Annotated in this window: 19 protein-coding genes and 2 pseudogenes; 9 read left to right on the plus strand and 12 right to left on the minus strand. The window is 69.4% G+C overall.

The genetic code is table 11. The annotated features are described in order from the left end of the window. Positions 1-137 precede the first annotated feature (137 nt). On the plus strand, positions 138-833 hold the full coding sequence (locus ACZ6DT_RS26180) for a hypothetical protein (protein ID WP_465599852.1): 696 nt from the start codon (positions 138-140) through the stop codon (positions 831-833). On the opposite strand, the gene ACZ6DT_RS26185 is transcribed toward ACZ6DT_RS26180, so the two are convergent. From ACZ6DT_RS26185 to ACZ6DT_RS26195, 3 genes are all read right to left on the minus strand, one after another. Continuing rightward, positions 746-1,492 (minus strand): adenosylcobinamide-GDP ribazoletransferase, encoded by a 747-nt coding sequence (locus ACZ6DT_RS26185; RefSeq protein ID WP_465599854.1) that lies wholly within the window; start codon positions 1,490-1,492, stop codon positions 746-748. The genes ACZ6DT_RS26180 and ACZ6DT_RS26185 overlap by 88 nt on opposite strands. Next, positions 1,489-2,502, minus strand: a complete 1,014-nt coding sequence (cobT, locus tag ACZ6DT_RS26190) for a nicotinate-nucleotide--dimethylbenzimidazole phosphoribosyltransferase (RefSeq protein ID WP_465599856.1) — start codon at positions 2,500-2,502, stop codon at positions 1,489-1,491. Before cobT ends, ACZ6DT_RS26185 begins: the two co-directional genes overlap by 4 nt. Positions 2,503-2,657: 155 nt before the next feature. Continuing rightward, on the minus strand, positions 2,658-3,263 hold the full coding sequence (locus ACZ6DT_RS26195; protein WP_465599858.1) for a bifunctional adenosylcobinamide kinase/adenosylcobinamide-phosphate guanylyltransferase: 606 nt from the start codon (positions 3,261-3,263) through the stop codon (positions 2,658-2,660). Between the two features lie 36 nt (positions 3,264-3,299). Here ACZ6DT_RS26195 and ACZ6DT_RS26200 point away from each other — a divergent pair, with 36 nt between their 5' ends. Then, a complete protein-coding gene (locus ACZ6DT_RS26200) occupies positions 3,300-4,232 on the plus strand; it encodes a cobalamin biosynthesis protein (protein WP_465599860.1) in 933 nt (310 codons plus the stop codon). Next, a complete protein-coding gene (locus ACZ6DT_RS26205) occupies positions 4,229-5,689 on the plus strand; it encodes a cobyric acid synthase (protein ID WP_465599862.1) in 1,461 nt (486 codons plus the stop codon). The genes ACZ6DT_RS26200 and ACZ6DT_RS26205 overlap by 4 nt, the downstream gene beginning before the upstream one ends. 222 nt (positions 5,690-5,911) lie before the next feature. Here the strand turns inward: ACZ6DT_RS26205 and ACZ6DT_RS26210 are convergent, their stop codons facing one another. Together ACZ6DT_RS26210 and ACZ6DT_RS26215 are read right to left on the minus strand one after the other, a co-directional pair. Beyond that, positions 5,912-6,673: a CbtA family protein gene (locus tag ACZ6DT_RS26210; protein WP_465599864.1), complete on the minus strand. Its 762-nt coding sequence runs from the start codon at positions 6,671-6,673 to the stop codon at positions 5,912-5,914. Between the two features lie 15 nt (positions 6,674-6,688). Next, positions 6,689-6,895 (minus strand): CbtB domain-containing protein, encoded by a 207-nt coding sequence (locus ACZ6DT_RS26215; protein ID WP_005162643.1) that lies wholly within the window; start codon positions 6,893-6,895, stop codon positions 6,689-6,691. Between the two features lie 326 nt (positions 6,896-7,221). Between ACZ6DT_RS26215 and ACZ6DT_RS26220 the strand changes: the two genes are divergently transcribed. The 5 genes from ACZ6DT_RS26220 (at position 7,222) to ACZ6DT_RS26240 (ending at position 11,759) form a co-directional block, all read left to right on the plus strand. Continuing rightward, positions 7,222-8,130 carry an ABC transporter ATP-binding protein gene (locus tag ACZ6DT_RS26220; protein WP_465599866.1) on the plus strand — a complete coding sequence of 303 codons (909 nt, stop codon included), beginning with the start codon at positions 7,222-7,224 and terminating at the stop codon, positions 8,128-8,130. 10 nt (positions 8,131-8,140) lie between these two features. After that, entirely contained in the window at positions 8,141-8,881 is a 741-nt protein-coding gene (locus ACZ6DT_RS26225) for an ABC transporter permease (RefSeq protein ID WP_465599868.1), read from the plus strand. A gap of 3 nt (positions 8,882-8,884) precedes the next feature. Beyond that, positions 8,885-10,168, plus strand: coding sequence for a sensor histidine kinase (locus ACZ6DT_RS26230; RefSeq protein WP_465599870.1), 1,284 nt, complete (start codon positions 8,885-8,887; stop codon positions 10,166-10,168). Continuing rightward, a complete protein-coding gene (locus tag ACZ6DT_RS26235) occupies positions 10,165-10,794 on the plus strand; it encodes a response regulator (protein ID WP_465599872.1) in 630 nt (209 codons plus the stop codon). Before ACZ6DT_RS26230 ends, ACZ6DT_RS26235 begins: the two co-directional genes overlap by 4 nt. Positions 10,795-10,865: 71 nt before the next feature. Further along, on the plus strand, positions 10,866-11,759 hold the full coding sequence (locus tag ACZ6DT_RS26240; RefSeq protein ID WP_465600055.1) for an ROK family protein: 894 nt from the start codon (positions 10,866-10,868) through the stop codon (positions 11,757-11,759). Here the strand turns inward: ACZ6DT_RS26240 and ACZ6DT_RS26245 are convergent. From ACZ6DT_RS26245 to gltB, 4 genes and pseudogenes are all read right to left on the minus strand, one after another. Beyond that, entirely contained in the window at positions 11,749-12,534 is a 786-nt protein-coding gene (locus ACZ6DT_RS26245) for a DeoR/GlpR family DNA-binding transcription regulator (RefSeq protein ID WP_465599874.1), read from the minus strand. The genes ACZ6DT_RS26240 and ACZ6DT_RS26245 overlap by 11 nt on opposite strands. A 312-nt stretch (positions 12,535-12,846) precedes the next feature. Beyond that, positions 12,847-13,599 (minus strand): annotated as a pseudogene (locus ACZ6DT_RS26250) (peroxidase); the annotation flags it as partial. Positions 13,600-13,762: 163 nt separating this feature from the next. Then, entirely contained in the window at positions 13,763-15,214 is a 1,452-nt protein-coding gene (locus ACZ6DT_RS26255) for a glutamate synthase subunit beta (protein WP_465599876.1), read from the minus strand. Further along, positions 15,207-19,754: a glutamate synthase large subunit gene (gene gltB / locus ACZ6DT_RS26260; protein ID WP_465599878.1), complete on the minus strand. Its 4,548-nt coding sequence runs from the start codon at positions 19,752-19,754 to the stop codon at positions 15,207-15,209. The genes ACZ6DT_RS26255 and gltB overlap by 8 nt, the downstream gene beginning before the upstream one ends. Before the next feature lie 551 nt (positions 19,755-20,305). On the opposite strand from gltB, the gene ACZ6DT_RS26265 reads away from it, so the two are divergent. Continuing rightward, a complete protein-coding gene (locus ACZ6DT_RS26265) occupies positions 20,306-20,935 on the plus strand; it encodes a YigZ family protein (protein WP_465599880.1) in 630 nt (209 codons plus the stop codon). A 115-nt stretch (positions 20,936-21,050) separates the two neighbouring features. Here the strand turns inward: ACZ6DT_RS26265 and ACZ6DT_RS26270 are convergent, their stop codons facing one another. From ACZ6DT_RS26270 to ACZ6DT_RS26280, 3 genes and pseudogenes are all read right to left on the minus strand, one after another. Then, positions 21,051-21,617, minus strand: coding sequence for a GNAT family N-acetyltransferase (locus ACZ6DT_RS26270; protein ID WP_465599882.1), 567 nt, complete (start codon positions 21,615-21,617; stop codon positions 21,051-21,053). A gap of 41 nt (positions 21,618-21,658) precedes the next feature. Further along, positions 21,659-21,928: a hypothetical protein gene (locus ACZ6DT_RS26275; RefSeq protein WP_465599884.1), complete on the minus strand. Its 270-nt coding sequence runs from the start codon at positions 21,926-21,928 to the stop codon at positions 21,659-21,661. A gap of 308 nt (positions 21,929-22,236) precedes the next feature. After that, a pseudogene (locus ACZ6DT_RS26280) lies at positions 22,237-22,987 on the minus strand (GAF domain-containing protein); the annotation flags it as partial. Positions 22,988-23,026 lie beyond the last annotated feature (39 nt).

Consider the following 23,026-nt stretch of genomic DNA (forward strand, 5'->3'; position numbering starts at 1 on the left):
GGGGGGGGGGGGGTGTTTTGGTTTTTTGGGCGTGGGCCCGGCGCGCGGTTGTGGTCGCTCCCCCCCCCCCCCCCCCCCCCCCCCCCCCCACGACCAACTCGACCCAGGACCATGGCGGCTTCTGGTTGGATGAGCGAGTGAACTTCGTGATCGGCGTCTTCGATCTCTTCGCCTACACCATCCCCGGCGCGCTGTACGTCGCGTTCTTCGGGTATCTCGGGGCGAAACTCCACATCCTGACCGCGGCGAGCGTCGGCGGCGTGCCCACCGTGGTACTGGTCGTCGTGATCGTGGTGCTGAGCTTCCTGCTGGGCTATTTGGCCTATCCGCTCGGTGAAGCGATGGAGCGGATCGTGCCGCGGAGGCGGAGCAGGAACGCCGCCGAGGAGTTCCTCCGCCGGATGCCCGCGGCCAAGGATCGCGCGTTCCTGAAGGAGAACACGCATCTTCTGCTGTGCGCGCTGCAACTGCACGACAAGGAGGTCGCGGCCGACGTCACGCGGCTGCGCGCGTCCGGGCTGATGGTGCGCAACTGCGCGCCGCCGTTGCTGTTCGGCGCGGTCGCCGCGATCGTCGAGATCTTCGCCGGGAAGCATCCGTTCATCGCGGCCGGGCTCGCGGCGCTGTTCCTGTTCGCGTCGCTCACGTTGGTTTCGCAGAGCCGGAAGCTCGGGCTCTGGGCCGGGATGAAGACCCTCGAGCTGTGCTTCTGGTTGCCGGAAATCGACGAGAAGCTGGTGGCTCCTCAGAAGGACGAACCCAGCAAGACCCCGGCGACGGCGACTTCGACGCAGCCACCGAGCACGTCCCCGGTGACTCCGCCCAGCCGCTGAACGCACCGCGCCAGCAGCGCCGACGCCGCCAGGTATCCCAGCGTCACCGCGACCAGCCCTTGCCACCACGGAAGTACCAGTGCCGCCGTGCCCGCTAGGACGGCGAACACGACCGCGGCCGTCCACACCGGCACCGAACCGGCGACGGTCGCGCCCAGCCCCTCGGGCCGGGCCGAGGGGACGCCGCGCGCGCAGCACAGCGACAGCACCCCGCGGCCGGCGACGACCGCGATCGCGACCGCCGCGATCCCGTGTCCGGCTGAGATCGCCCCGGCCAGCGCGCCGACCTGCACCAGCAGCGTGAGCACCAGGGTCGCGATCCCGGTCGGCCCGGAGTCCCCGCGCCGCATGACCTCCAGCGCGCGTGCGCGGTCGTACGAAGCGCCGAGTCCGTCGGCGGTGTCGGCGAGCCCGTCGAGGTGGAGCCCGCGGCTGCCCAGCGCCACCGCACCCAACGCGAGTGCTGCCGAAGCGAAAGCGGGCAGGCCGACCAGTTCACCCAAGAAGACGATCACCGAAGCGACGGCGGCGAGCGGCAGCACGGCCAGCGGGCCGAGCACCATCGCGCCGCCTGCCACCCGCCGGTCGATCAGGCCCGGCGCGGGCACCCGGACCGTGGTCAGGGTGCCGACGGCCATCTTCAGCGCGTCGGCGATCAAGCCAGATCCGCCAGCAGACCCATGTCCGCGAGGATCGCCCGCGCCGCCCTCAGTGTCGGCACCGCCTGCACGGCCCCGCTGCCCTCGCCGAGCCGCAGCCCGAGGTCGAGGATCGGCTCCAGCGCGAGCGCCCTCAACGCGAACGCCTGCGACGGCTCGGTCGACCGGTGCCCGGCCAGCCACCACTGTTCGGCACCCGGCGCGATCTCGCGGGCGACGAGCGCCGCGGCCCCGGAGAACACGCCGTCGAGCAGCACCGGAACCCCGCGGACCGCGGCCTGCACGAGGAAACCCGCCGTCGCGGCGAGACAGGCGCTGCCGAGTGACGTCAGCACCGCGAAGGGGTCTTTCACCGCACCGGCCCTGATCAACGCGGCCTCGACGACCGCGAGCTTCCGTGCCCGCCCGTCCTCGTCGATCCCGGTGCCCGTACCGACGACGTCTTCCGGGAAAAGGCCGAGCAGCGAGGCGACCACGGCCGCGCAGATCGTCGTGTTGCCGATCCCCATGTCGCCGGGGATGAGCAGATCCGCGCCGCCGTCGATCTCCTCGTCCGCGATCGCCAGCCCGTGCTCGAACGCCGTGCGCGCCTCACCCTCGGCGAGGGCGTCCTCGGCGTCGATCGCGCCGGAACCCCGGCGGACCTTGTGCGCGGTGACCTGGGCGGGCACGTCCGCGCCGTCCCAGTCCACCGCGATGTCCAGCACCCGCACCGTCGCTCCGGACAGCCCGGCCAGCACGCCGACCCCGCTCTTCCCGGCCAGGAACACCCGGACCATCGCCGCGGTGACCTCGCGCGGATACGCCGACATCCCGGAGACGCCGTGGTCACCGGCGAACACGACCACCCGGACGTCGTCGAGCGGCCGCGGCGGGACGACGCCGTGCGCCGCGCTGAGCCAGGCGGCCAGGTCTTCGAGCCGCCCGAGCGAACCCAGCGGCTTGACCAGACCGTCCAGCCTGACGCGAGCCGCGGCTTCGGCGGCGGCGTCCGGGGTGGCGATACGCATGGCGACTCCTGAGTGTCTGGTGACCCGCCTCAGCGAGGTGGCAGGACCACCGTGAGGTGGACGACCAGGCAGCGTCCTGCCTCCGTCGATCGTTGCCGCGGGTTCACGCGTGTGTTTACTTTCCGGACAAAACCTCGGCTCCGCCCACTGATCTCCTAGGGCAGGTCCAGCATCCGTCCGGCGACGACCAGCACGGTCCGGTCGGACCCGGCGGACACCCGGTTGTTCAACGCGCCCAGCACATCACGGAACACCCGTCCGGACACCGTCCGAGGCACCACACCGCTGCCGACCTCGTTGCTCACCGCGATCACCGGCACGTCGGCCTGCGCCCACGCCGCCAGGAAGTCCTCCAGCCGGTCGTCGAGCCGTCGCTCCCAGCCGTCGCGTTGCTCCCAGGCGCCGACCTCGTCGAGCACCCGGCTGATCCAGGTGCCGAGGCAGTCGATGAGCAGCGGCTGCGTCGCCGTCCGCAGCACCGTGGCCAGGTCGGTGGTCTCGACCGTCTTCCAGTTGGCCGGTCGCCGCGCCCGGTGCGCGGCCACGCGAGCGGCCCATTCCGGATCGGCGGCGCTCGGCGGCAGCCCTGGCGCGATGTAGGTCAGGTGCGGGTGGCGGGACGCGAGCCGCTCGGCGTGGTGTGACTTCCCAGAGCGGACGCCACCCAGTATCAGCACCTTGCCGTCGTCGCGCGAATAGCGGCGAAGTGCCCGCGCGAGAGTCTCCAGGACACCCGCGAGGCGATGCGTCAGCTTGGTCATACCCCGCATTCTCGTGCACGCGCTACGGTTCGCCACGTGCCACTCCGACAATCCGCCACCGCGGCCGGACTCGTTACCGGTTACGTCGCCGACGTTGTGTTCGGAGATCCACGGAAGAGGCATCCGGTCGCCGGCTTCGGCCGCGCCGCGCAAGCCCTCGAACAGCGGGTTTACGCCGATTCGAAGGTGAGGGGCGCGGCGTACACCGCGATCTGCGCGGGCAGCGTCACCGGATTGGGGGTCGCGGCCCAGATCTTGACCCGTAAGCGGCCGTTCGCCCGGTTCGCGCTCACGGCGGCGTCCACGTGGGTGGTTCTCGGTGGACGCGGGCTCGCGGCCGAGGGCACCCACATGGCCAGGCTGCTCGACGACGGCGATCTGCCCGGCGCGCGGCAGCGGCTTTCGCATCTCTGCGCCCGCGACGCCACCGGCCTCGACACCGGCCAACTCGCGCGCGCGACCGCCGAGTCCATCGCCGAGAACACCTCGGACGCCGTCGTCGCGCCGCTGCTGTGGGGAGCGGTCGCCGGGATTCCCGGCCTGCTGGGCTATCGCGCGCTCAACACACTCGACGCGATGGTCGGCTATCGCTCGCCGAAGTACGCGAACTTCGGCTGGGCGTCGGCCAGGACGGACGACCTGGTCAACCTGGTCCCGTCCCGGGTCGGCGCGGCGCTCACGGCGGCGTCGGCGCCGCTGGCGGGCGGTTTCGCCAAACCCGCGTTCCGGATCTGGCGCCGCGACGGGAAACACCATCCGAGCCCCAACGCGGGCCAGGTCGAGGCCGCTTTCGCCGGCGCGCTCGGGATCAGGCTTGGCGGGACGAACAGTTACGGCGGCCGTACCGAACGCCGGGGCGTCCTCGGCGACGGCCGCGAGCCGGAACCGGTGGACGTGCGGCGCGCGGTCCGGCTGTCGCGGGCGGTCGGTCTGGCCGCGCTCGCCGTCGCGGTGGCGATCACCCGATGAACGGCCTGCTCATCGCGGGGACGACGTCGGACGCGGGCAAGAGCCTGGTCACCGCCGCGTTGTGCCGCTGGCTCGCGCGCCGGGGCGTGCGGGTCGCGCCGTTCAAGTCCCAGAACATGTCGAACAACTCGATGGTGTGCGCGGACGGCGCCGAGATCGGCCGCGCGCAATGGTTGCAGGCGCGGGCCGCCCGCGTCGAACCCGAAGCCGCGATGAACCCGGTGCTGCTGAAACCCGGAAGCGATCGCCGCAGCCATGTCGTCGCGCTCGGGAAGCCGTTCGGCACGCTGGAAGCGGGGGAGTACGCGACCGGCCGGGCCGGTCTCGCCGAGATCGCCTTCGACACCTTCGCCTCACTGCGAAAGCGCTTCGACGTCGTGCTGTGCGAAGGCGCGGGCAGCCCGGCCGAGATCAACCTGCGGGAGGGCGACTACGTCAACATGGGGCTGGCACGGCGCTTCGGCCTGCCCGTTGTCGTCGTCGGCGACATCGACCGCGGCGGTGTCATGGCCGCGATGTTCGGCACCCTCGCCCTGCTGTCCGCCGAAGACCAGGCACTGGTCTCGGGCTGGCTGGTCAACAAGTTCCGCGGTGACGTCGGCCTGCTGCGGCCGGGACTGGACACACTGGAGAAGCTCACCGGCCGCGAGGTCTTCGGCGTGCTGCCCTGGCTCGACCAGGTGTGGATCGACTCGGAGGACGCGCTGGCCGCCGCGGGCTGGGGCGCCTCGGGCGGGTCTCTGCGGATCGCCGTCGTGCGGTTTCCGCGTGCCTCCAACGCGACCGACGTCGACGCGCTCGCCGCCGAGCCCGGGGTTTCGGTCGCGTTGACGGCCGACCCGGACACGGTCCGTTCCGCCGACGTGGTGATCCTGCCGGGTTCCCGCGCGACCGTGGACGATCTGGCGTGGCTGCGGGCGCGCGGCCTGGCGGACGCCGTCCGCGCCCGGGCCGAGGCGGGGCGTCCGGTACTGGGCATCTGCGGCGGCTACCAGATGCTGGCCGCCGAGATCGAGGACGACGTCGAGTCCGGCGCCGGAACGGTCCCCGGTCTCGGGCTGCTGCCGACGCGCGTCTCGTTCGGCGCAGACAAGGTGCTGGCCCGGCCATCGGGCGAGTGGCACGGCCAACCCGTGGAGGCGTACGAAATCCACCACGGCACGGTGACCGCCACCGGCCCCGCCGAGTCCTTTTTGGACGGATGTCGGCAGGGCCCGGTGTGGGGCACGATGTGGCACGGCGCCTTCGAGAACGACGGTTTCCGCCGCGCCTGGCTGGGCGAGGTGGCGGACTGGTCACCGGTCGACGGCGCGCCCGGCTTCGGCCTGCTCCGGGAGAGCATGCTGGACCGGCTCGCCGACGCCGTCGAAGACCACGTCGACACCGCCCGGCTCCTGCGCCTGATCGAGGACGGTGCCGACGGCGGTCTTCCGTTCGTGCCGCCCGGGGTCTCGTGAGTGGTGAGGACGGCACCTTTCCTCGGCCTTCGCATTGTTCCCAGTACATGAAGGCCCCCTTCCTGGCGCCCAGGTACAGGAAGGGGGCCTTCCTGTACTGGCATCAGGCGAAGGAACGCCGCAGGCGGCGGTGTCGCTCACGCGTGTCGTCCATCCCGTCACGCGAAACGACCGGCACCGCACATTACGGGCTCGTGAGGACGGTTAGAGCCATCCCACCACTCAGGAGCCCAGAGCGGCCTTGCTCTTCAACGCCTTCTCGGCCAAAGCACCGAAGGTCAGGCCGAGCGCGGTCCAGAGCACCACCTGCGTGCCCGCCGAGGCCAGCCGGAAGGTCCACAGCGTGGAACCGGGGAACCCGGTGGGAACTTCGTCGATCGACGGCAACAGCGCCGCCGCCACCGCGATCAGCACGACGTACCCGCCCGCGGCGATCAGGCCACCGCGCCAGGCGCCGAGCCTGTCGGCCAGCTTCCGGCCGAACGCCGCGGCGAGGATGCCGATCAGCAGCGAAAGCGCGACGAAGCCGAAGTACAGCGAAGTCCGGCTCCCGATCGTGCCCGACTGCCCGACCGCGGGCGGATTCCCCGGATACTTCAGGAACGGCACCAGGAACACGACCACGAAGGCGCCGCCCGCGAGGAGCGCCGCGGTCACCCGCGGCCGAAGGGTGCCGAGCCGTCCGTAGACGAAGGCGAAAGCGAGCGAGAACAGCCCGCCGACGGCGACCCCGTACAGGCCGACACCGGTCAGCAGGCCCACCGTGCTCTGCACACCACGGGTGACGAGCTCTTCCTCCTCCGCCCCGGCCTCGGCGGGGGCGTGTTCGTGGGCACCCGGAGCACTGTGCGAATGCGCGGCGGCGCCTTCGAGACCGATGGCGGTATCGACCGAAGGCTCACCGAAGAAATAGGCGAAAAGGGTCGCCAGGACACCGGCGACCAGGCCCGCGAGCATGCCGCGGACCAGCAAGGTCCTCATCATGGGTCGGGTGCCCGCCTAGTGGCAGGGGAAGGCCAGCAGGTGCCGGCCGTCGTGGACGAACTCGTGGACGTACGAGTTCGCGAACACCGACACCGCACCCTGTTCGGCGCTGATGAAGTACAGCGTGATCAGCGAAAGGAGGATGACGAGCACCGCCCAGGGCAGGATCTCGCGGACGGGGATCCGGACGGGGACGGGTACTGCTGCTACCGCTTCGGACATGGCGGTGGGACCTCCTCGGGCTAGCGCGGCCTCTTCAGGGGTTACACGACGGCTCCGGGTCTGGCTTCCCCGATGGCTCGGGGTCACAGTGGCGCGACCGCGCGGATTCTCACCGCGTTCCGGGTGCCGTCGTCTGGCCGGTCGAGCGTAGGTCGTCACGAAGTGTCAGGTCAATGTGACCGAACCCAATCGGCGCAGGCTCGTTACGCCGGGGATCAAGGCGGCGGGCATCCACCGATCGGTTGATGACGGCTCCACCGTCTTCCGCCTCAGCCGTGGCCACGCGGTGGATTCGGCGCACCCCTGCCGCGCGGCAGGGTCTTCGTATGGCAATCATCGAGGTGGAAAACCTCGTCAAGCGCTACGGCGACCACACCGCGGTGGACGGGGTCGGTTTCGCCGTCGAGCAGGGCGAGATCTTCGGCATTCTCGGCCCCAACGGGGCGGGCAAGACCACGACGGTCGAGTGCGTCGAGGGACTGCGCGTCCCGGACGGCGGGACCATCCGGGTCTGCGGGATCGATCCGCGACGCGAAACCGGTGAGCTGCGGCAGCTGCTCGGCGCGCAACTGCAGGAAAGCGAGTTGCCGGACAAGCTCAAGGTCGGCGAGGCGATGGAGTTGTACGGCTCCTTCTACCGTGAACCGGCCGACTGGCGGGAACTGCTGGCCACCCTCGACCTGACCGACAAGGTCGACACCCAGTTCCGCAAACTGTCCGGCGGGCAGAAGCAACGGCTGTCGATCGCGCTCGCACTGATCGGCGATCCGAAGGTGGCGGTGCTCGACGAGCTCACCACCGGCCTGGACCCGCAGGCCCGCCGTGACGCGTGGGACCTGATCGAGCGCGTCCGCGAGCGCGGCGTCACGATCCTGCTGGTCACGCACTTCATGGAGGAAGCGGAACGACTGTGCGACCGGCTCGCGGTGATCGACTCGGGCCGGGTCGTCGCGCTCGACACCCCGGCCGGGCTGGTCTCCAGCGTCGACGACCGGCAACGCATCCGGTTCCGTCCTTCCGCCCCGCTGGACCACTCCACGCTGACCGCGCTGCCCGAGGTCACCTCGGTCGACCGCGCGGGCGACCAGCTCGTCGTGACCGGCACCGGGAACCTGCTGCTCGCCGTCACCACCGTCCTCGCCCGCAACCAGGTCACCGCGGCCGGCTTGCGCGTCGAGCAAGCGTCGCTGGACGACGCGTTCGTCGCGCTCACCGGCCGCACCATCGACTCCTGAGGAGAACACCGTGTCCGCCCTCGCCCGGCTCACCGTCACCGAGACCAAGCTGTTCTTCCGCGAACCGATGCTCGTGTTCTTCGTGCTCGCGTTCCCCCCGCTCCTGCTCGTCGTCCTCGGCGCGTTCCCCGCGCTGCGAGAACCCAGCGAAGACCTCGGCGGCGCCAAGGCGATCACCCTGTATCTGCCGATCATCGTCGCGATGGGCCTCGCCATGTTCGCGCTCAACAGTGTGTCCCAGCTGCTCGCCACCTACCGGGAGAAAGGTGTGCTGCGGCGCATGCGGACCACCCCGGTCGAACCGCGCGTCCTGCTCGGCGCGCAGCTGCTGATGTCCACGATCATGTCCGTCGCGACGACGCTGGTCGTGCTGGCCATCGGCAGGGTGCTGTTCGACGTGGGACTGCCCCGGCAGCTGCCCGCCTACCTGATCGCTTACCTGCTGACCGCGCTCGCGATGTTCGCGATCGGCCTGCTCGTCGCCTCCGTCGCGCCGACCGGCAAGAGCGCGGGCGCGATCGGGACCCTGCTGTTCTTCCCGATCCTGTTCTTCGCCGGTCTCTGGGTGCCGCGCGCCGAGATGAACGACGTCCTGCGGAAGATCAGCGACTTCACCCCGCTGGGCGCCGGCGTGCAATCATTGCAGGACGCCGCCGCCGGTCACTGGCCGCAACCACTGCAGGTGGCGGTCTTGCTGGGGTGGACGATCGTGGCGGGCGGGCTGGCCGCCCGGTACTTCCGCTGGGAGTGAGTCGTGGGCATCGAAGCGGAGCTGCGTGCGGAGTTCGACCGCTGGGAACGGGTCGAGACGGCGGTCTTCAAAGTCCTTCCGTACGTCCTGCTGGCGATCGGCGTCCTCATCTCGGTGCTGCTGCCGATCTGGCGGGTGCCGGTGCTCCTGCCGGCGGTGCTCGCGCTTTCGGCCGGGATCCTGGCCTGGTCCTTCTGGTTTCACACGCTTCACCCGGAATGGCACCGGAACGGCCCGCTGATGGGCCTGTACTACACGGGGCTGATGGTGCTGACGGCCTCCGTGGTCGCCATAGCGCCTTGGTACGGCCTGTTCGCGTTCATCGGCTACCCCCAGGCGTTCCATTACCTGAAAGGCCGCTGGCGGTACGTGGGGGTCGCGGCCACGTCCGTGATCTCGGCGGTGGCGTACCTGGGCGGGCTGAGCGGCATCCAGGACGAGGACATGTGGGTGGCGTGGGTGGCGCTCAGCGTGATCATCACCGTGCTGGCCGGGGCCTTCTCCCATATCGCCGAGCAGTCCGACCAGCGCAACCTCAAGCAGAAGCAGGCGCTCGTCGAGCTGCACGAGGCGAACGCCAGACTGGAAGCGGCGCTGGAGGAGAACGCCGGCTTGCACGCCCAGCTGCTGGTCCAAGCCCGTGAGGCCGGGGTGCTCGACGAGCGGCAGCGGATCGCCAGGGACATCCATGACACCCTGGCCCAAGGCTTGGCCGGCATTCTCACCCAGCTCCAGGCCGCCGAGCAGACCTTGAGCGAGCCTCCGGTGCTGCACCGGCACGTGACGAACGCGATGAACCTCGCGAGGGAAAGCCTGACCGAGGCACGCCGGACGGTGCACGCGGTGCAGCCGGAGCCGCTCGCCGAGGGCAGGCTCCAGGACGCGATCGGCGATGTGACCAGACGCTGGTCGGAGGTGAACCACGTCGACGCGGTGCTGACCACCACCGGCGACCCACGGCCGATGCACGCCGATGTCGAGGTGACGCTGCTCCGGGCCGCGCAGGAAGCACTGGCCAACGTGGCCAAGCACGCGAAGGCGGGCCGGGTCGGCCTGACCCTGTCGTACATGGAGGATCTGGTGACCCTCGATGTGCGCGACGACGGGGTGGGCTTCGAGCCCACCGTCAAGCGCGCCAACGGTTCCGCCCACGGCGGGTTCGGGCTGGCCGGTATGCGGCAGCGCGTGCAGCGCCTCGCCGGCCGGCTCGACATCGAGTCGGAGCCGGGTGGGGGCACCGCGATCTCGGCCTCCGTACCGGCGATCCCGGCCGGAGCCGAGCGGTGATCTCGCTGCTGATCGTCGACGACCACCCGGTCGTACGGGACGGGCTGCGGGGCATGTTCAGTGCCGACCCGCGCTTCGAGGTCCTCGGCGAGGCCGGGAACGGCGAGGAGGCCATCACCGCCGGGGTGAAGCTCCGGCCCGACGTGATCCTCATGGATCTGCGGATGCCCCGGATCGACGGCGTCACGGCCATCGAGGAGCTGGCGAAACGCGGGGTGACTTCGCGGATCCTCGTGCTCACCACGTACGACACGGACAGTGACGTGCTGCCCGCCATCCAGGCCGGTGCCACCGGTTACCTGCTGAAGGACGCGCCGAGGGAGGAACTGTTCCGCGCGGTGGAGGCGGCCGCGCAGGGAAAGGCGACGCTTTCTCCCGCCGTCGCGACCCGGCTGATGGGGCAGATGCGGCGGCCGACCTCGGGGCCGCTCTCACACCGTGAACGGGAAGTACTGGAATTGATCGCCCAGGGCTCGACGAACCGCGAGGCGGCGAAGAGGCTGTTCATCAGCGAAGCGACAGTGAAGACACATCTGCTGCACGTGTACGCGAAACTCGGCGTCAACGACCGGGCGGCGGCCGTGGCCACCGCGTTCTCCCAGGGATATCTGACACCCCGCGGCTGAGGCGAGGGCGTTGGCGGAAGCCCTGCCGTCCACGGCGGGCCGCATGCCAAAATCCAGCTATGACACCTGCGGTGGCGGCACTCGACGTCGGCGGAACGTCCATCAAGGCGGCCCTGTACGACGCGGACCTGAAAGACCTCGCCAGCCTGCGCGAGCCGACGGCGCGCGGAGCGGACGGCGAGGCGCTCGCCGATCAGGTCGCACGGATCGTGGAAACGCTCGGCAAGCAGGCGGGCACCGGCACGCCCGACGCGGTCGGCGTGGTCATCCCGGGCATCGTCGACGACGTCGAGCGGGTGGCCCGGTTCTCGGCGAACCTCGACTTCCGGAACGTGCCGTTCGGCGAAATGCTCGACAGCAGGCTGGGGCTGCCGTTCGCGTTCGGGCACGACGTTCGCGCGGGCGGGCTCGCGGAGTTCCGTGTCGGCGCGGGCAAGGGCTGCTCCGACGCCGCCTTCATCCCGGTCGGCACCGGGATCGCGGCCGCGCTCCAGCTCGACGGGAAGCTGTACGCCGCGGGCGGGCAAGGCGGCGAAATCGGGCACATCGACGTCGGCCACCGGTTGCCGTGCGGGTGCGGGGCGACCGGGTGCCTCGAAGCGATCTCCTCCGCGTCGGCCATCGCCCGCCGCTACAGCGAGCACACCGGGCGTCCGGCCGAAGGCGCCGAGCAGGTGGTCGACGCCGCCCGGCACGGTGACGAAGCCGCGATCTCCGTGGTCGACGACGCGCTCGAGGGGCTCGGCCACGGCATCAAGACCTTGGTCACCTTGCTCGCGCCCGAAGTCGTCGTCCTCGGCGGTGGCCTGTTCACCGCGGGCGACTACGTCCTCGAGCCGGTGCGGGCGTGGCTGGCGGCGAACCTGCAGTTCCAGCGGATGCCCGAACTGCGGATCGCGCAGCTCGGCGACGAGGCGGGCAGGCTCGGCGCGGCGCTACTGGCGCTCGACCGGCTCAAGCCTTGACCACCCGCACGCCTTCCTCCTCGAAGGCGTGCACTCGCTCGGGGTCCGCGCGGCCGTCGGTGACGAGCACGTCGACATCGGTCGTCGCGCAGATCTTCGCGAAGGCGTGACCGCCGAGTTTCCCGCTGTCGGCGAGCACGACGACCTGCCGGGCACGGGCCGCCATCAGCCGGTTCGTGCTCGCGTCGCCTTCGTGGTGCGCCTGCGCGCCGTGCACCGGGTCGAAGGCGTCCACCCCGAGGAACACCAGATCCAGCGAGATCTGGTCGAGGAACAGCTGGGACAGCGGCCCGGACAGGTCGAACGACTGCTGTCGCGCGACCCCGCCGGTCACCACGATCTTGATATTGGGCCGTACGGCGAGTTCGTGGGCGATGTTGAGCGCGTTCGTCACCACGGTGAGCGATGGCCCGCCGGTCGGCTCGCCCATATCCGGCCGGGTCGCGAGCGCGCGGCCCACCTCGGTGCTCGTGATGCCGCCGTTGAGCCCGACCACCATGCCGGGGTCGACCATTTTGGCCGCGGCGGCGGAAATCCGTTGCTGTTCCGGCGCGTTGCGCGCCGCCTTGTGCCGTAACGGAAGGTCGTAGGCCACGTTGCTCGCGACGGCACCGCCCCGCGTGCGGACCACGAGATTCCGGCCCGCCAAGTGATCGAGGTCCCGGCGAATCGTCGCGGGAGAGACACCGAGTTCGCCCGCCGACACCTCGACGTCGACTTTTTCCCGCTCTCCCACCATGTCCAATAAAGCCGTCAGCCGTTCATGGCGATTCATCTCCAGCTCCCTCCCCGAAGCGCGATGTCGCTTACCGCACCGGACAAAGTACTACGCGTCGCGAAACGGGCGGAGGGAAGCAGCAGGTTTGGCACATCGAGGAGAAAAAGCGAAGAGAGCGGGCGCCGGCCACCCCCAGTATGACCGGCGTCCGCTCGGTGGCCGGTACGCCCAGGACCGGCCCGTTTTCGCCGGCCGTCACCGACTCCGAACTGAGATCCGATTTACGTCCGTTCCGGTGACGTCCAGCGGATGACCCGCCATCCGCTCACCGGAACCGGCCACGGGGGGTGAAAAATCAGCCCTTCCGCCGAGTCCGCGCAAGAAGGCGAGGGACGGCATGAAGAAGTAGTCGCCACCCTTCAACGTCACCGCCTGCGGGAACGGATCCGCGGTCACCGTTCGCGTGCCCGCCCATTCCGTAATGTAGACGGATTCCGGGCGCGGGCCGTGACCGATCACCGGATCGAGCCCCGGCGGCTTGACCCCGTCGCCCGGGATCGGGAACCCGGGGTTGTTCGACCAGTTCGCCTGGGTGAACTCGAACTGGTCGCCCAGTGCCGAATTGAAGGCCATGAACAACGGGCCGAACCCGCCGCTCGGCCGGGCCGACGGCGGCAGGTCGGCATTCGGGTCGTCGGCCCGTTCGCCGTACGGCACGCCTCGCCGCGCCATCAGGTGCGGACGCTCCTGCGGTGGCTCCTCCGCGCCTCCGCTGCCCCGCGGATTCGTCTTCCGGATATGGACTTGGAAGGGACACTTGGCGCCGGCGGCGTCGTTTTCGTAGTCGAAGTTGTTCGGTACCGGACTTTCCGCGCCTTCTTCCCGTTGCGCGGTCAGTGGTGTGCCGTCCTCGAACCGGCCGACGATCATCGCCCCCGCCCGTTCCCGGTCTTCGCCGACGAGACCCAGCTGATCCGCCAGAACCTCCTCCGACTGCTTGAATCGCCGCACATTCTGTTCCAATTCGCGGAAAACGAAGTAGCTGCCGAAATGCACTCCGGGATCGGGAGCCGCGTGATCCGGGACGAGCACCTGGTTCAGCGGAGCGGTCGGAACCCAGACCTCTTTCTCACTCACGACCCTTTCGCGTAACGCCCAAATCGGGCACCTTCAACCCGGAAGCGTCCCCTATGGACAGTCGAGGTGACCAGCGGTTATACGACCATGAAGGCCCCCTTCCTTGCGCTGGACGCAAGGAAGGGGGCCTTCAGGTACTTGAAGTCGCCTAGGTGAGCGGACGGTCGGTCGGCGCGATCGGCGCGGGCAGGACGTCCCGGCCGGTGAGGAAAGCGTCCACCCCGGCCGCGGCGGAGCGGCCTTCGGCGATCGCCCATACGATGAGCGACTGGCCACGGCCCATGTCGCCCGCCACGAACACGTTGTCGACGCTGGTCTTGAAGGACTTGTCGCGGGCGACGTTGCCGCGCTGGTCCAGTTCGACGTCGAGCGACTCCAGCAGGCCTTCCCGCTCCGGGCCGACGAAGCCCATCGCGAGCAGCACCAGCTGCGCCGGGAGTTCGCGTTCCGTACCGGGCACGGGGACGAACTTGCCGCCCTCGTTGCGCACCTCGACGAGCTTCAGCGCCCGCACGCGCCCGTCGGCGTCGGCCAGGAACTCCTGGGTGTTGACCGAGTACAGTCGCTCGCCACCCTCTTCGTGCGCGGACGAGACGCGGTAGATCATCGGGTACGTCGGCCACGGGTGCACGTCGGACCGCGAAAGCGGCGGCTTCGGCATGATCTCCAGCTGCGTCACCGATTTCGCGCCCTGGCGGTGCGAGGTCCCGACACAGTCCGCGCCGGTGTCGCCACCGCCGATGACGACGACGTCGAGGCCCTCGGCGCTGATCGGCGAGACGTCCAGCTCACCGGCGGCGACCCGGTTGGCGTGCGGGAGGAACTCCATCGCCTGGTGGACGCCGTTGTGCTGGCGGCCGTCGATCGGCAGGTCGCGCCACGCCGTCGCGCCACCGGCGAGGACCACGGCGTCGTACGACGACTTCAGTTCCTCGACGGTGAGGTCGACGCCGACGTTCACCGAAGTCCGGAACTCCGTGCCTTCGGCTCGCATCTGGTCGAGACGCCGGTCGAGGCGGTGCTTCTCCATCTTGAATTCGGGGATGCCGTAGCGCAGCAGCCCGCCGATCCGGTCGGCCCGCTCGAAGACCACGACGCTGTGGCCCGCGCGCGTGAGCTGCTGCGCCGCGGCGAGTCCCGACGGGCCGGATCCGACCACCGCCACCTTCTTGCCGGTGAGCGCCACCGGTTTCCGCGGCGTGACCCAGCCTTCTTCGAAGGCCCGGTCGATGATCGAGATCTCGACCCGCTTGATGGTGACGGGATCGTCGTTGATCCCGAGCACACACGCCGTCTCGCACGGCGCCGGGCAGAGGGTCCCGGTGAACTCCGGGAAATTGTTGGTCGCGTGCAGCCGCTCGGCCGCCTCGCGCCAATCATCACGCCAGGTCAGCGTGTTCCACTCCGGGATGAGGTTCCCGAGCGGGCAGCCCTGGTGACAGAACGGGATGCCGCAGTCCATGCAGCGGCCGGCCTGCTTCTGCAGCTTCGACGTCGCGAAGTTCTCGTACACCTCGCGCCAGTCCATCAGGCGCAGGTCGACGGGACGGCTCTTCGGCGTCTCGCGAGTGGTGGTCAGAAAGCCCTTGGGATCAGCCATGAGCTGCCTCCATGATCGCCTCGTTCACATCACGCCCGTCGCGCTCGGCCTTCGCCTGCGCCGCGAGCACCCGCTTGTAGTCCTTCGGCATGACCTTGCCGAATCGGTCGACGGCGGTGTCCCAATCGGCGAGCAACGCACGCGCGACCGCGGATTCCGTTTCGTCGTAATGCTTTTCGAGTGCCTCGCGCAGGAAGTCCACATCGGACGAATCCAGCGGGTCGACGTCGACCATCTCCGGGTTGATCCGGTGCGCGGGCAGGTCCAGCACGTAGGCGACGCCACCCGACATGCCCGCCGCGAAGTTGCGGCCGACGTTGCCGAGCACGACGACACGGCCACCGGTCATGTACTCGCAGCCGTGGTCGCCGACCCCCTCGACGACGGCCAGCGCGCCCGAGTTGCGCACGCAGAACCGCTCGCCGACCTTGCCGCGGATGAAGATCTCGCCGCTGGTCGCGCCGTAACCGATGACGTTGCCCGCGATGATGTGCTCTTCGGCGTTGTACCGCGCCACCTTCGGCGGCCGCACGATGAGCCGCCCACCCGACAGACCCTTGCCGACGTAGTCGTTGCCGTCACCGTAGAGCCGCAGGGTGATGCCCTTGGGCACGAACGCGCCGAACGATTGACCGGCGGTCCCGGTGAAGGTGACGTCGATCGTGTTGTCCGGCAGGCCCTCGCCGCCCCAGCGCTTGGTGAGCTCGTGGCCGAGCATGGTGCCGACGGTCCGGTTCACGTTGCGGACCGGCAGTTCCAGCCGCACCTTGTCCCCGGAGGACAGCGCGCCCTCGGCGAGCTGGATCAGCGTGTTGTCGAGCGCCTTCTCCAGCCCGTGGTCCTGCACGGTCTGCTGGTGACGCAGCCCGGCCGGGGCCATGTCGGGCACATGGAAGATCGGCGACAGGTCGAGTCCGGCGGCCTTCCAGTGATCGATCGCCTTGCGCTTGTCGAGCATCTCCGCATGGCCGACGGCCTCGGCGATGGACCGGAAACCCAGCTCCGCCAGGTACTCCCGGACCTCCTGGGCGATGAACTCGAAGAAGTTCACCACGTACTCCGCCTTGCCGCTGAACTTCTCCCGCAGCTTGGGGTTCTGCGTCGCGACGCCGACCGGACAGGTGTCGAGGTGACACACCCGCATCATGATGCAGCCGGACACCACCAGTGGCGCGGTCGCGAAACCGAACTCCTCGGCCCCGAGCAGCGCGGCGATGACGACGTCCCGGCCGGTCTTGAGCTGGCCGTCGGTCTGCACGACGATCCGGTCGCGCAACCGGTTGGCCAGCAGTGTCTGCTGCGTTTCGGCGAGCCCGAGTTCCCACGGGCCGCCCGCGTGCTTGATCGACGACAGCGGGGAAGCACCCGTGCCGCCGTCGTGCCCGGAGATGAGCACGACGTCCGCGTGCGCCTTGGACACTCCGGCCGCGACCGTGCCGACGCCGACCTCGGACACGAGCTTCACGTGGATGCGCGCGGCCGGGTTGGCGTTCTTGAGGTCGTGGATCAGCTGGGCGAGATCCTCGATCGAGTAGATGTCGTGGTGCGGGGGCGGCGAGATCAGCCCGACGCCGGCCGTGGAATGCCGCGTCTTCGCGATCCATGGGTACACCTTCGCGCCGGGCAGCTGGCCGCCCTCGCCGGGCTTCGCGCCCTGCGCCATCTTGATCTGGATGTCGTCGGCGTTGACCAGATACTCGCTCGTGACGCCGAACCGGCCGCTCGCGACCTGCTTGACCGCGCTGCGGCGCTCAGGGTCGTAGAGCCGGTCCGGATCCTCGCCACCCTCACCGGTGTTCGACTTGCCGCCGAGCCGGTTCATCGCGATGGCCAGGGTTTCGTGCATTTCCGCCGAAATCGATCCGTAGGAGATCGCGCCGGTGGCGAACCGCTTGACGATCTCGGCGACCGGCTCGACCTCCTCGATCGGCACCGCGGGCCGCTGCCCGACCTTGAAGTCGAACAGGCCGCGCAGCGTGTACAGCTTCTGCGCCTGGTCGTCGACGGCCTTCGTGTACTCCTTGAAGACCTCGTACTTCCCGGCACGGGTGGAGTGCTGCAGCTTGAACACCGTCTGCGGGTTGAACAGATGCGGCTCGCCCTCGCGGCGCCACTGGTAGTCCGAGCCGGTCTCCAGCTCGCGATGGTTCGCGCGGAACCCGTCGCGCGGGAACGCGCGGCGATGCCGTTCGGCGACCTCCAGCGCGAGCGTGTCGAAGCCGACGCCGCCGAGCCGGGAAGTGGTGCCGGTGAAGCAGTTCTGAATGACCTCGTCGCCGAGCCCGACCGCCTCGAAGATCTGCGCACCGGTGTAGGAGGCCACTGTGGACACTCCCATCTTCGACATCGTCTTGCGGACGCCCTTGCCCAGCGCCTTGATCAGGTTCGCGGTGGCCTGCTTGGCGGTGAGACCGGGGATCAGGCCACGGTCGGCCATCTCCTCGACGGTCGCCATCGCCAGGTACGGGTTCACCGCCGCGACGCCGTAGCCGATCAGCAGCGCGATGTGGTGGACCTCGCGCGCGTCACCGGCCTCGACGATGAGGCCGACCCGCGTGCGGGTCTTCTCCCGCACCAGGTGGTGGTGCACCGCACCGGTGAGCAGCAGTGACGGGATGCCCGCGTGGTCTTCGTCGATCCCGCGGTCGGACAGCACGATCAACCGCGCGCCCTCGGCGATGGCCGCGGACACCTCGGCACGGATCTCGTCGAGCCGTCGCACGAGCGCCTCGCCGCCGCCGTGGACGTCGTAGGTGCCGTGCACGGTGACCGCCTGGAACTCTGGCAGGTCACCGTCGTCGTTGACGTGCACGAGTTTCGCGAACTCGTCGTTGTCCAGCACCGGGAAGGGGAGCACGATCCGGCGGCACGACTTCGCGTCGGCCTTCAGCAGGTTGGGCTGCGCGCCGAGCTGGGTGCCGAGCGAGGTGACGAGTTCCTCGCGGATCGCGTCCAGCGGGGGATTGGTCACCTGGGCGAAGAGCTGGATGAAGTAGTCGAAGATCAGCCGCGGGCGGCTGGACAGCGACGCGATGGGCGAGTCGTTGCCCATCGAGCCGATCGGTTCCGCGCCGGTGCGAGCCATCGGTTCGAGCAGGACGTCGAGTTCCTCTTCGGTGTAGCCGAAAGCCTGCTGACGGCGCACGAGCGCGGCGTGCGGGGGAATCTCGCGCTCACGCTCGGGAAGCCCGTCGAGCGGGAGCAGCCCGTCCTCGACCCATTCGTCGTACGGATGTTCGGTGGCGAGCCGGTCCTTGATCTCCTCGTCCTCGACGATCCGGCCGGCGGCCGTGTCCACGAGGAACATGCGGCCCGGCTCCAACCGTCCTTTCCGGACGATCGTGGACTGCTCCAGCTCCAGCACGCCGACCTCGCTGGCGAGGACGACGAGGCCGTCTTCGGTGACCCAGTACCGGGCGGGGCGCAGGCCGTTGCGGTCGAGCACGGCGCCGATCTGGGTGCCGTCGGTGAAGGAGACCAGCGCGGGACCGTCCCACGGCTCCATCAGCGTCGAGTGGAACTCGTAGAACGCGCGGCGCGCGGGGTCCATCTCCTGATGGTTCTCCCAGGCCTCGGGGATCATCATCAGCACCGCGTGCGGCAACGGCCGTCCGCCGAGGTGGAGCAGCTCCAGCACCTCGTCGAAGGACGCCGAGTCGCTCGCGCCGCGGGTGATGACCGGGTAGATCCGCTTGAGGTCACCGGGGATCAGGTCGGATTCGAGCAGCGCCTCACGCGCGTCCATCCAGTTCCGGTTGCCGCGCAGGGTGTTGATCTCGCCGTTGTGGGCGACATACCGGTACGGGTGCGCCAGCGGCCACGACGGGAAGGTGTTGGTGGAGAAGCGGGAGTGCACCAGGCCGATGGCGCTGGTGACGCGCTCGTCGGTGAGGTCGGCGAAGAACTTCTCGACCTGCGGCTCGGTGAGCATTCCTTTGTAGACGATCGTGCGCGAAGACAGGCTCGGGAAGTAGACAGTGCCCTCCCCGTCCTCGACCAGTTCGTGCTCGGCGCGTTTGCGCACCACGAACGCGGCGCGTTCCAGGGCCAGGCCCGCCAGCGCGTCCTGCCCGGCCAGGAACAGCTGGCTGAAATGCGGCATGGTCTCGGCCGCGCCGGTGCCGACGTGTTCGGTGTGGACGGGAAGGTCGCGCCAGCCGAGCACGCGCATGCCCTCTTCGGCGGCGACGCGCTCGATGGTCGTCATCGCCCGGCCACGGGCGATTTCGTCCTGCGGAAGGAAAGCCGTGCCGACGGCGTACGCGCCGGGCTCGGGAAGTTCGAAGCCGACGACCTCGCGATAGAACTCGTCGGGGACCTGGATGAGGATCCCGGCGCCGTCGCCGGTCTCCGGGTCGGCGCCGCGGGCCCCGCGATGTTCCAGGTTCCGCAGCGCGATCAGTGCTTTGGCGACGATGCCGTGATCGCGTTTACCGGAGAGATCGGCGACGAACGCGACACCGCAGGCGTCATGTTCGAACTCCGGGTCGTACAGGCCTTCGGGGGCCTTGCTGCCCTTGTAGCTGGCATGGTGGGTCACGGCTGGCCGCCTCCCAAGGCGTCGGCGCGACCGGTACCACTCCGTTCGGGTGGTTCGTGCGTGAACCAGTTAACGGAGTGGTCCGGGACCGCGATGGTCAGTCGAGAGGGAACGAGCCCGCCCACCGAAACGGGGGCAGGCCTCGTAGAGCCGCACTGCACTGGGCGGCCGATGCGCATATCGGTACTGCTGTGCACGTGGATGCCGTCTGGCCACCGTGGTGGGCGGCTGACGGGTACACGTGTTACTCCCGGGTTCGCCGGTCTTATGACGATAGTGTGAAATCGCTGTTATCGACATACGTCGGTTGATCGGGGTGGGAAATGCCACGTCGGCGTTGACTTCACCCCTCATCTGCCCACTGGCTGGAATGACATGTCCACTGAGTGGGGCATCGGCGCTCTGACCTGCGTAAACTACTGCACGCATCCGCCGATAGTGTGACCTGGATCGCGCAGAAGTGTGGGTTTCGCCGATGGTGCCGTGACCCCGGGTGATCGTCGAATCGCCCGAACGGCAGAGTGACCCGCCTGGTTTGAGAGGCTTGGCCGATGGCGGATCGTTATCTCACCGTGGCGGGTACCGGGGTCCACGAGATCGAAATCCGGCGGTCGCGCTTCCTCTGCGCGCTCGCTCCGGTCACCTCGGAAGAGGCCGCCCGCGAGGTGATCGCCGCCCGGAAGAAGGCCGATCCGGCGGCCCGGCACCACTGTCACGCGTTCGTGTTAGGCGCCGACGGCTCCGCCCAACGCTCCAGTGACGACGGCGAGCCGGCGGGGACGGCGGGTACCCCCATGCTCGAGGTACTCCGCCGCCGGGAGCTGACCGACACCGTCGCGGTCGTGACCCGGTATTTCGGCGGGGTGCTGCTCGGTGCCGGCGGCCTGATCCGCGCGTACGGGCAGGCCGTTTCGGAGGCTGTCGACGTCATCGGCGTCCGGGAGTACCGGCGGCTGCGGCTCGTGGAGGTCGTCGTCGACTACGACCGGGCCGGACGGCTGGAGAACGACATCCGCTCGTCGCCGTACCTGCTGCACGCGACCCGTTTCGAGGACGTCGCGCACTTCGACGTCGGGCTCGCGCCGGATCAGGGGGACACCTTCCACTCCTGGCTGGCGGACCTCACCGGCGGCGAGGCCCTCGTTGAGGAGATCGGCGAGACCTGGCTGCCCACCCCGTGATCAGACGGCGAACTCGCTAATCGCCGTCTGATCACGCGTGTTACGTCTCTGATCACGCGAGTTCGCTCTCTGATCACGTGAGTTCGCCGTTCGGTCACGTGAGTTCGCCGTTCGGTCACGTGGGGGTGCGGGCCCGCCACTCGTCCAGCGTGATGGCGTACTCGACCTCGCCCTCCTCCGTGCCGGGGATCGGGTTGTCGAAGTGTTCGTGATAGGTCCGGATGTGCCGCATCCCGATCTTCTCCATGACCCGCCGGGACCCCAGGTTCACTGCCATGGTCCCCGCCCAGACCCGCTGGACCCCCAGCTCGCCGAACCCCTTCTCCAGGAGTGCGAGCGAACCTTCGGTCGCATACCCCTTGCCCCAGGAAGACCGGTTCAGCCGGTACCCCAGTTCGGGATCGTCCGGGTGATGACCACGCAGCGGACGGAAATGGAACCACCCCAGAAAAGCCCCACCGGCTTTCTCGATCGCCGCCCAGAATCCGTAACCGGGGGAACGCTCGTAGTAACCGAGAAACGCGGGAAGGTCGTGCGTTTCGATCGCCGCCCTGTCGGCGGGTTCGCCCCCATTGAGGTACCGCATGACTTCGGGGTCGTCGTAGAGCGCGAACAGGTCGTCGACGTCGGCGTCGGTGAACTGCCGCAGCAGGAGCCGCTCGGTCTCCAGAAAGACACGCATCGGCAAAGCGTGGCGCCGAGGGCGCGCCCGGGCAACCCGTTTTACGCGGCGACTCCGGGACGGGTGAGGCCGCCCAGTGCCACGGCTCCGGCATCGGTGAGCAGGGCGGGCACGCGCTCGCCCCATCGGCCGCCCCTGGCGGGCGCCACCAGCCCGAGGTGGGCGAGGCGGTGCGCCGTGTGCTGGTCGCAGCAGGCGAGGCCGTCGACGAACAGGTCCGGCTCGCAGCTGCAACTGATCTCGGCGTGGCCCTCGGCCACGGCTCTCAGGGTGGCCCGCTCGCGATGGTTCAGTTCCGTCCGAACGTCCATGGCGTGCCTCCTTTCTGTTCCGCTCTGAACAGTGAAACCCACACCCCCGACAGTTTTCGTCTTCTCCGATGCGAAGTCTGGGATTTCGGCGTACTCAAGAGTGGTGTGTCGGGTATTCGAGGGTGAACACCTAAAGCTTTCATCCGGTATTCGGCGCGGAAGCGGTTCCAGTTCGGTCTTGCGCCTCTTCCACTTCGCCAATCGATCCACCAGGAATGCGTGAGCCGATCGACGTCCTGTGCGGCGACGTGGATCTCGAAGTGACCACGCGGAGGATTCTCGACGCCGCTTCGGCCAACGGCACCACACCGAAGCGCCCTCGACGCGGCCGAGACGTCGCCTTCCAGCCGCCGCAGCCGCGATTCGAGCGCCGGATTGTCGCTGATGTCCTCGTGCAGGTTCCGGACCTGGACACCGATGGAGAACAGGAGCGCGCCAACCGAATCGTGCAGCGCGCTCTGCATCCGCAGCCGTTCGGCGGACAGCGCCGTTTCGCGGTCGGCCTCGGCGACCGACGCCGGTTTCAGCGCCCGGCCCGCCTCGTAGGCGATGTTCCCGAGCGACTGGACCGCGCGTCGTCGCCGAAGTCTCGGCGCTCGCGCATGGCGGCGTACGCGATGGCGACGGTCTCGTTCCCGTTGACGATCGGGACCGCGATCATGGCGGCGAGGCCCTCGCCGCGCACCTGCGCGTCGAACTGGTGGGTGATGCTCGGCGAGTTGACGTAGTCGTTGACCCGCACCGGCTTGCCCAGTGCGAGCACGCGCCCGCCGATGCCCTGGCCGATCGGCACGGCGAGGTCCTGCAGCGCGTCCGTGCGGGCGCCCGACATCCAGCGGATCACCGCCTGTTCGGGCCCGGCCAGCTCGGCGACGAAACCGGAATGGGTGCCGATGGACTCGCGGATCAGCCGCGCGGTGCCGTCGAGCGCCGCGACCCGGTCGAGGGTGGCGAGCAGCTCTTCGCGCTCGCGAAGAAGCCCGCCGAGCACCCGCTGTGCTCGGCGGCGAGGTCTTCAGTGGCGTGCCGTCTCGCCGTCACGCGTTCACGATCGCACATCCGACGTGGTTTCCGACACACCCGTCCGGAGAGGTTCAC

The sequence above is a fragment of the Amycolatopsis sp. NPDC041971 genome (assembly GCF_055588925.1).